Source organism: Oerskovia sp. NPDC060287 (assembly GCF_042726775.1).
Lineage (GTDB): Bacteria > Actinomycetota > Actinomycetes > Actinomycetales > Cellulomonadaceae > Oerskovia > Oerskovia merdavium.
This window is the reverse complement of the sequence record NZ_JBHXBO010000176.1, coordinates 1-8,769: the sequence shown is the minus strand read 5'-3', so window position 1 is coordinate 8,769 and position 8,769 is coordinate 1. Positions and strand designations below refer to the sequence as shown.

The 8,769-nt window shown below is 72.7% G+C and carries 5 protein-coding genes; 4 read left to right on the top strand and 1 reads right to left on the bottom strand.

The window, feature by feature from the left end:
• Positions 1-4,187: family 16 glycoside hydrolase (locus ACFWFR_RS14460; protein ID WP_377623415.1), on the top strand; the 4,187-nt coding region annotated here is incomplete at its 5' end.
• 206 nt (positions 4,188-4,393) lie between these two features.
• Here the strand turns inward: ACFWFR_RS14460 and ACFWFR_RS14455 are convergent.
• Positions 4,394-4,996 (bottom strand): GNAT family N-acetyltransferase, encoded by a 603-nt coding sequence (locus ACFWFR_RS14455; protein ID WP_377623414.1) that lies wholly within the window; start codon positions 4,994-4,996, stop codon positions 4,394-4,396.
• Between the two features lie 247 nt (positions 4,997-5,243).
• Between ACFWFR_RS14455 and ACFWFR_RS14450 the strand changes: the two genes are divergently transcribed.
• From ACFWFR_RS14450 to pxpB, 3 genes are all read left to right on the top strand, one after another.
• Positions 5,244-5,435, top strand: coding sequence for a DUF1059 domain-containing protein (locus ACFWFR_RS14450; RefSeq protein WP_191799874.1), 192 nt, complete (start codon positions 5,244-5,246; stop codon positions 5,433-5,435).
• A 158-nt stretch (positions 5,436-5,593) separates the two neighbouring features.
• Positions 5,594-6,379, top strand: a complete 786-nt coding sequence (locus ACFWFR_RS14445; protein WP_377623413.1) for a LamB/YcsF family protein — start codon at positions 5,594-5,596, stop codon at positions 6,377-6,379.
• A 131-nt stretch (positions 6,380-6,510) separates the two neighbouring features.
• Positions 6,511-8,358 (top strand): 5-oxoprolinase subunit PxpB, encoded by a 1,848-nt coding sequence (gene pxpB / locus ACFWFR_RS14440; RefSeq protein WP_377623412.1) that lies wholly within the window; start codon positions 6,511-6,513, stop codon positions 8,356-8,358.
• Positions 8,359-8,769: the final 411 nt, after the last annotated feature.

Sequence of the window (8,769 nt, the reverse complement as noted above, 5' to 3'; positions counted from 1 at the left end):
CGTCAGGCAACACCAACGACCTGCGCGGCAAGCTCCTGCGCATCACCATGAAGGACGACGGGACCTACTCGATCCCGGACGGCAACCTCTTCGCCCCGGGGACGGACAAGACCCGCCCCGAGATCTACGCGATGGGCTTCCGCAACCCCTTCCGGTTCTCGGTCGACAAGGCCACGGGTTACGTGCACCTCGGTGACTACGGGCCCGACGCGGGCGGTGCGAACGCGAACCGCGGCCCCGGCGGCTCGGTCGAGTTCAACGTCATCACCGAGCCCGGCAACTACGGCTGGCCGTACTGCGTGGGGGCCAACGTCCCCTACGTCGACTACGACTTCGCGACGGGCACCTCGGGCGCGGCGTTCGACTGCAGCGCTCCCAAGAACACGAGCCCGAACAACACGGGTCTCGTGGACCTGCCGCCGGCCATCGCGGCCTGGCAGCCCTACGACGGCGGCAACGTCCCCGCGTTCGGCTCGGGCGGCGAGTCGCCCATGGGTGCCGTGGTCTACAACTACGACCCCGAGCTCGTCTCGGAGACCAAGTTCCCCGCGTACTACGACGGCAAGCCCCTGCTGTACGAGTGGGAGCGGCGCTGGATCAAGGAGGCCGTGCTCGACGAGGACGGCAGCCCCGCGGGCTTCGCCCCGGCTCTGACGGGTCTGAACATCCGTCGTCCCATGAACCTCGAGTTCGGTCCGGACGGCTCGCTGTACGTGCTCGACTATGGCAGCGGCTACTTCGGCGGCGCCGCGGACTCCGCGGTCTACCGCATCGACTACGTCAAGGGCTCGCGCTCCCCGGTCGCCGAGATCGAGGCGTCGGTGACCAACGGCGGCGCGCCGCTCGAGGTCGTCCTCGACGGGTCGGCCTCCAAGCACCCGGAGAACCTGCCGCTCACGTACGCGTGGGACGTGGACTCGGACGGCACGGTCGACTCGACCGAGCCCGTCGTGACGCACACGTACACCACCAAGGGCCAGTACACGGCCCGTCTGACGGTCACGGCCCCCGACGGCAAGACGGGCGTCGCGACCACGACGATCACGGTCGGCAACACCGCCCCCGTGGTGACGCTCGACCTGCCGCAGGACGGGCAGTTCTTCGACTTCGGTGACCAGGTGCCGTTCAAGGTCACGGTCACCGACGCCGAGGACGGGACGCAGGTCGACTGCGACAACGTCGTCGTCGAGTACATCCTCGGCCACGACAACCACGGTCACCCGCTGTCGAGCGCGACCGGTTGCGAGGGCGTCCTGACGACCGTCAAGGACGAGGGCCACGGGCTCGACGCCAACATCTTCGGGGTCGTCAACGCGACGTACACCGACGGTGGCGCCGAGGGCGTGCCGGCTCTCAGCAGCGACGACGAGGTGGTGCTCCACACGCGCACCAAGCAGGCCGAGTACTTCACGTCGCAGCAGGGGGTCCAGGTCGTCGACAAGACCGCGGCCGAGGGCGCCAAGCAGCTCGGCTACATCGCCGCGGGCGACTGGTTCGCGTTCGACCGGATGAACCTCAAGGACATCACGGGCATCTCGGCGCGCTACACGTCGGGCAACGCGGGCGGTCTCATCGACGTCCGGGTGGGAGCCGCGAACGGTCCGCTCCTCGGGACCATCACGATGGGCTCGACGGGCAGCTGGGAGACGCACGCGTCGTCCGACGTCGTGCCGATCACCGACCCGGGCGGCACGAACACGCTGTTCTTCGTCGCGCGCTCGGCGTCGGGGGGCACGGGCGACATGTTCGACGTCGACTCGCTCCACTTCGCCGGCAAGGGGGCCGCGAACAACGTGGCACCCAGGCTCACGGCCGTCACGGGCACGCCCACCACGGGCGACGCCCCGCTCGACGTGACCTTCACGGCCACGGCGACCGACGCCGACGGCGACGACCTCACGTACGCGTGGGACTTCGGCGACGGGGGCACCGGCACGGGGGCCCAGGTCTCGCACACCTACACGACGGGCGGCGCGTTCACGGCCAAGGTGACCGTCAAGGACCCGGCCGGCGCCTCGGCGTCGGGCACCGTGAAGGTGACGACGTTCGGTGCGCTCGAGTGCACCGAGCCCGACCCGCAGCGCGGGCCCGAGGACGAGTTCCTCGGTGCGTCGATCGATGCGTGCCGCTGGGACGTCCACAGCTACCGCCCGGACCTCGCCGAGGTCCGCGACGGCAAGTGGGTCGTCACCACGACCGACGACGACTTCTACGGCACGGCGAACTCGCCCGTGCCGAACATCGTCACGACCGACCAGCCGGGCGACACCTGGACCGTGGAGACGTCGTTCACGGCGCCGCTCGCCCGGTCGGCCCAGCAGGGCGGCATCATCGTCTACCTCGACGAGAAGAACTACGTGAAGCTCGACGTGGTCGGCAACGACGACGGCTCGGTGCGTGCCGAGCTGCGCAGCGAGGTCGGGGACGTCACGCAGAACCCGCAGCCGGGGATCGACAACCTCGCCAAGCCGGTCTACGGCGAGTACCTGCTGCGTCTCTCGCGGGCGGGCGACACGTTCACGGGTCAGGTCTCGGTCGACAACGGCCAGTCCTGGGCCGCGCTGCCCGGTGGCGTGAAGAACGTGGCGGCGCAGGACGCCGGGGTCGGGGTCTTCGCGCTCGGCAAGCTCGCGGGCACGGCGCAGATCGACGTCGCGTTCGACTACGTGCGCCTCGTGGACGGCACGCCGCCCACGTGCGAGGGCACGACGGCGAGCGACACGTTCGAGGGCACCGAGCTCGACGCGTGCCGCTGGTACGTCGTCAACCCGGACGCGTCCAAGCTCGCGGTGAGCGGCGGCGCGCTGCGCCTGACCACCACGGACGACGACGTGTTCGGCGCGACCAACTCGACCGTGCCGAACATCCTGCGCAACAAGGTCGTCACGGGTGACGAGTGGACGGTCGAGACGACCATCACGGCCGACCTCACGCAGAACTACCACCAGGGCGGCCTCATGGTCTTCAAGGACCAGGCCAACTACGTCAAGGTGGGCGTGATCCACAACGGGGCGGGAGCCGGGACCGTGGGCTTCGAGGCACGCAGCGAGAAGGGCGACGTGGTCCAGAACCCGCAGCCCGGCGTGTCCGACCTGCCGCGCGAGGCCGACAAGACGTATCACGTGCGCCTGACGCGTGACGGGAGCACGTTCACGGGCTCCTGGTCGCTCGACGGCGTCACCTGGACGGACCTCGCACCGGTCACGAACGACACGCTCGCGGGGATCGCGCCGGGGCCGTTCGCGCTCGGCAAGAACCAGACGGCTCCCACGACGGTCGCGTTCGGCGACGTCACGTTCGTCGAGGACGAGCCCGAGGTCTGCGAGCCGGCCACGCCCGCGGAGGGCTACCGCATGCTCTTCGACGGCACGGCCGAGTCGCTCGCGGGCTGGAAGATGGCCGGGCCGGGCGGGTTCGCGCTCCAGGAGGACTGCTCCATGCTGTCCACCGGGGGCATGGGCCTGCTCTGGTACCCCGAGGAGCTCGAGGCCTACAGCCTCACGCTCGACTGGAAGATGGCCGGGGACGACAACTCGGGCGTCTTCGTCGGGTTCCCCGACCCGGGGAACGACCCGTGGGTCGCGGTCAACCAGGGCTACGAGATCCAGATCGACGCGACGGACGCCGACGACCGCACGACGGGTGCGATCTACACGTTCCAGAGCGCCGACCTCGCGGCTCGCGACGCCGTCCTCAAGGCGCCGGGGGAGTGGAACTCGTACGAGATCAAGGTCGAGGGGCAGCGGATCCGGGTGTTCCTCAACGGGACGCTGATCAACGACTTCACCTCGACCGAACCGTCGCGTGACCTGTCGTCCGGCTACATCGGGCTGCAGAACCACGGCAACGGCGACGACGTCTCGTTCCGCAACGTCCAGGTCAAGGACCTGACGGCCGAGCCGGAGCCCGAGGTCGAGGTCACCACGACGGTCAGGTCCCAGTGCGTGGGGCGGACCGCCAACGTCTCGGTCCGTGTGGTCAACGACGAGGACGTCCCCGCGGACATCGTCGTCACGACGCCGTTCGGCACCAAGACCTTCCTCGGCGTCGCGCCGGGGAAGTCCGCGCACCAGTCCTTCAGCGCGCGTGCCGGCGCGGTGGAGGCAGGGGTCGCGCAGGTCACCGCGACGGCCGGGGGTCGGACGACGACCTTCGACGTCGCCTACGGGGCCACGAGCTGCGGGTGACCGGGTGACCGGTCGAGAGGCTGACCCGTCGCGCGAGTGACGGGCGGCGTCGCCGGCCGGTCGACCGCAGCAGCGGGCGGGGCGGGATCCTTCGGGGTCCCGCCCCGTCCGTCGTCCGGCACGCGTGCGGGGCGCGGCTCAGCATGGTGCCCGACGGCGTCGCTCGCCACGGTGCGCAGCGTGCCCCGGAGCGTGCCGGGCCGAACTCAGCCCAGCGGGCGGACCATCACCACGTCGTCGTGCGACTCGCCGCCCACGACGTAGGTCCGCCTCCCGGCGACCTCGAAGCCGTGCTTGCGGTAGAAGGCCTGGGCCCGTGCGTTCTCCTCGTTGGTGCCGAGCCACACGGCCCGGTCGGGGACCAGTCCCGGCGCCGCGTTGAGCGCGGCCCGCATGAGGTCGCTCGCGACCCCCGTGCCCTGGGAGCCGGGGTGCACGTAGATCTTGGAGAGCTCGACCGTCGGCTCGTCCCCGACGACCGCGACGATGTCCTGGTCGGCGGGCACCGCGCGCACGAGCAGGGCGTAGCCGACGAGACGGTGGTCCGCGGTGGTGCCGTCGGGTGTGCTGCCGCCGTCAGGGTTGCCGTCGAGGACCTCTCCGGGGCCTGCGGCCTCGGCGAGGAGCAGCGCGTGGTCGGCGCTCGCGGCCCAGGCCGCGAACCTCTCGGGGGAGAGCTGCGTGCGGATGTGCTCGGCGACCGCGGCGGGGTCCGAGCCGGGCGGGCACGCGAGCGGGAAGGTGATCGCCGCGAGCGCCGCGAGGCGCTCGGCGTCGTCCGGGGTCGCGGGGCGCAGGGAGGTCGTCACCCGCGCAATCTACCCGGGTGCACCCACGCACGGGAGGCGCGGACCGCCGTCGGGCCGGCGAGCACCGAACCGCGCGCGTCCCCGCCCTGCGGACGCGCGCCCCCGGCGTGCGAGCGACCCGCGCCGTTGACACCTCACCGCGCACGGAGGACGGTGGAAGGACCGGAGACGTCGCCCGCCCAGCCCACGGACGCCGCCCCGCCCGGAGCCCCGACGACGGGGTCCGCGTGAGGGGAGGTGAGAGCACATGAGGAAGATGGTCGACTGTCGGACGACGCCCAGCGTGATCAACTGCACGCTGACGATCGCCGGCGAGGAGGAGGAGGTCCTCGACGCCGCGTACGACCACATGGTCAGCAAGCACGGACACGAACCCACGCCACAGCTGCGTGAGGAGATCCGCGCCGACCTGGTCGACGCCGAACCCTCGATGGCCTGACGGAACCTCCCGGCGACGGAGCCGAGTCACCGGGACCGGAGAACCCGGAGGGACAGCCGGTCGTGACCACGAGGTCACGGCCGACAGCCGTGCTCCGGGGCCCGTGCTGTCCGCGGCGGCCCCTGCTGGGCGCAGGCGTTCTCGGCGATGATGGGGGCATGGCACACCTCACGGCGCCCGGCGCGCGCCGCATCGACCTCAACGCGGACCTGGGCGAGGGGTTCGGGCCGTGGGCGCTCGCGGACGACGACGCCCTGCTCGATCTCGTGACCAGCGCGAACGTCGCGTGCGGGTTCCACGCGGGGGACCCGACGATCATGCGCACCGTGACGCGAGCCGCCGTCGAGCGGGGCGTGAGCATCGGCGCGCACGTCGCGTACCGCGACCTCGCGGGCTTCGGACGGCGCTTCCTCGCGGTGGCTCCCGCGGAGCTGACGGCGGACGTGGTCTACCAGCTCGGCGCCCTCGACGCGTTCGCGCGCCTGGCCGGCGACCGGGTCCGGTACGTCAAGCCCCACGGCGCGCTCTACAACGCGATCGTCCGGCACGAGGAGCAGGCGCGCGCCGTCGTGGAGGCGGTCGCGGGCTACGACCCGACGCTCCCGGTCGTCGGGATGTCCGGCTCGGCGGTGCTTCGGCTCGCCCGGCAGGCGGGGCTGCCCGTGGTGCACGAGGTCTTCGCCGACCGCGGCTACGCGCCCGACGGGTCGCTCGTGCCCCGGGGGACTCCCGGCGCGGTCCTGCACGACCCGGCCGCGGTCGCCGAGCGGGCGCTGCGCCTCGTGACGGAGGGCGTCGTGGTCGCGTCCGACGGCAGCGAGATCACGGTCGAGGCCGACTCGGTCTGCATCCACTCCGACACCCCGGGCGCGGTCGTGCTCCTGACCGAGGTGCGCCGGACGCTCGAGGCGAGCGGCGTCGTCGTGCAGCGGTTCGGCGGATGAGCAGGCCCACGGACGCCGCACGGCCGACGGGCGGCCGGCGTCCTGGTGGTGACACGGCGCGTGCGGATGCCGGCGGGCCGCCCCGAGGCGACGTCCGGACGGGCACGGCGGGCGCGACCACAGGAGCGACCGTGGGCGGCGCTGGGGACGGGACCGACCGGTTGCCGGTGCGCCCCTACGGCGACCGGGCACTCCTGGTCGACCTGCCCGGGCTCGACGAGGTCCATGCGTTGGCCGCCGCGCTGCGAGCGCTACGTGTGCCGGGGGTCGCGGACGTCGTGCCCGCGGCACGCACGGTGCTCGTGCTGCTCGACGACACGGCGAGCTCCGCCGACCTGGCCCGCGTCGAGGGCGAGGTCCGCACGGCCTGGGCCTCGGTCGCCCGCCGCGGGGGCGCGGAGGGGGGAACGGATCCTGACTCGCGAGCCGGTGCGCCGGGCGCTGCGACGCAGGGGGCGGCGGCCGTCGTCGAGATCCCCGTCGTCTACGACGGGGAGGACCTGGCCGACGTCGCCGCCTGGGCCGGCTTGTCGGTCGCCGAGGTCGTCGCCCGTCACACGGGCCGCGAGTACGTGGTCGCGTTCGGCGGCTTCATGCCGGGCTTCGGGTACCTGACCGAGGTGGACCCGGCCATCGCCGCGCCCCGCCTCGCGACGCCCAGGACGCGGGTTCCCGCGGGGTCGGTCGCGCTCGCGGGAGACCTCACCGCGGTCTACCCGCGGGCGACGCCGGGCGGGTGGCGGCTGCTGGGGCGGACCGACGTGGACCTGTTCGACGTCGACCGGGACCCGCCCGCGCTGCTCACTGCGGGCACCCGGGTCCGGTTTTTCGCGGTCGAGCGGCTGGACGACGACGACCAGGACGGTGGGGCCCGCGGGGACAAGACCGTGGGCGAGGGTGACAGGGCCGCGCGTGACGGCGGGCGCACTCCTGTCGGCGGTGGTGGTGGCGGTGGCGGTGGCGGCGCCGCGGCCGGTGGACCGGGGCGAGCCCGCCAGGACCGGCTCGTGCCCGGTGCACCTGGTGCTCCCGGTGCGGCCGAGCGTGTCGACCGGGGTGCCCCGCGCGAGCCGCGCGGTGTCGAGGTCCTCGCGCCCGGGCTCCTCACGCTGGTCGAGGACGGGGGCCGCCCGGGGTGGGCCGCGGCTGGCGTCGGTCGGTCCGGCGCGGCGGACCAGGGCGCACTCCGTCTGGTGAACCGGCTGCTCGCCAACGACGGCGCCGCAGCCGCGCTCGAGGTGACGCTCGGTGGGCTGGCCGTGCGGTTCCACGAGCGAGCGACGTTCGCTCTCGCAGGCGCGCCCGCGCCCGCGACGCTCGACGGGACCCCGGTCGGGATGCAGGCGCTCCTCGTCGCGCGACCCGGATCGGTGCTGAGGCTGGGCTTCCCCGTCGGTGGAGCGCGCACCTACGTGGGCGTGCGGGGCGGGTTCGAGGCCCCGCCGGTGCTCGGGTCGCGTTCGTACGACGTCCTCGCCGAGCTGGGGCCGGCGCCGTTGCGTGCGGGGGACCTGGTGGCGATCGGGCCGCGACCCTCGGCGCTGCCGGTCGTCGAGGCGGTGCCCTCGCGTCGCGCGTTCCCGACGGGCGGCCCGGTGGGCGTCGCGCTGGACGTCCGCGGGGGACCCCGGCCGGAGTGGTTCGACGACGACGCACTGGCCACGCTGCTCGAGGGGGAGTTCGAGGTCTCGAACGCCAGCAACAGGGTGGGGCTGCGCCTCTCGGGCCCGACGATCCGCCGTCGTCGCGGGGAGCCGGCGAGCGAGGGGCTCGTGCCCGGGGCGATCCAGGTGCCGCCCGACGGGAACCCGGTGCTGTTCCTGCGCGACCACCCGGTCACGGGCGGCTACCCGGTGATCGCGGTCGTCGCCGCGGACGGGCTCGACACCGCGGCGCAGCTCCGACCGGGGGACAGGGTCTCGTTCCGATGGGCGCGAGCGGGGCGCCAGGTCCGGGACGTGGGGCGGGTGGGGACCTAGCCACGGTGGTGTCGAGCGAGCACCGTGCGCGAGGCTCTCCGGGTGTCCGGCGTGGCGACGGAGGGCTGCACCAGGCGGAGTTGACGGAGTCGAGGCGCACCGCGTAATGTTCTGGAAGTCAGCCCGGCAGGGAGGAACAGACACCACTGCGAAGCTCCTCGGAGCCGCCGCGAAGTGGCTGGAACCCCCGGGTGGCCACCCTGAAGATCTCGACGAGGCACTCGTGCGTCGTTGGATGATCTGCTGGGAGGCTGGCTCAGGTAGATCTTCTCCGCCGGAAACGGCGGGTTGAGAAGCCGGAAAGAGTCTGGTAGATTAGAGAAGTTGCCCCGAGTGAAGGCCTGGAAACGGGTTGGAGTCGGTGCGTGTCGGTTGCTTGAGAACTCAACAGTGTGCTTGATAGTTAATGCC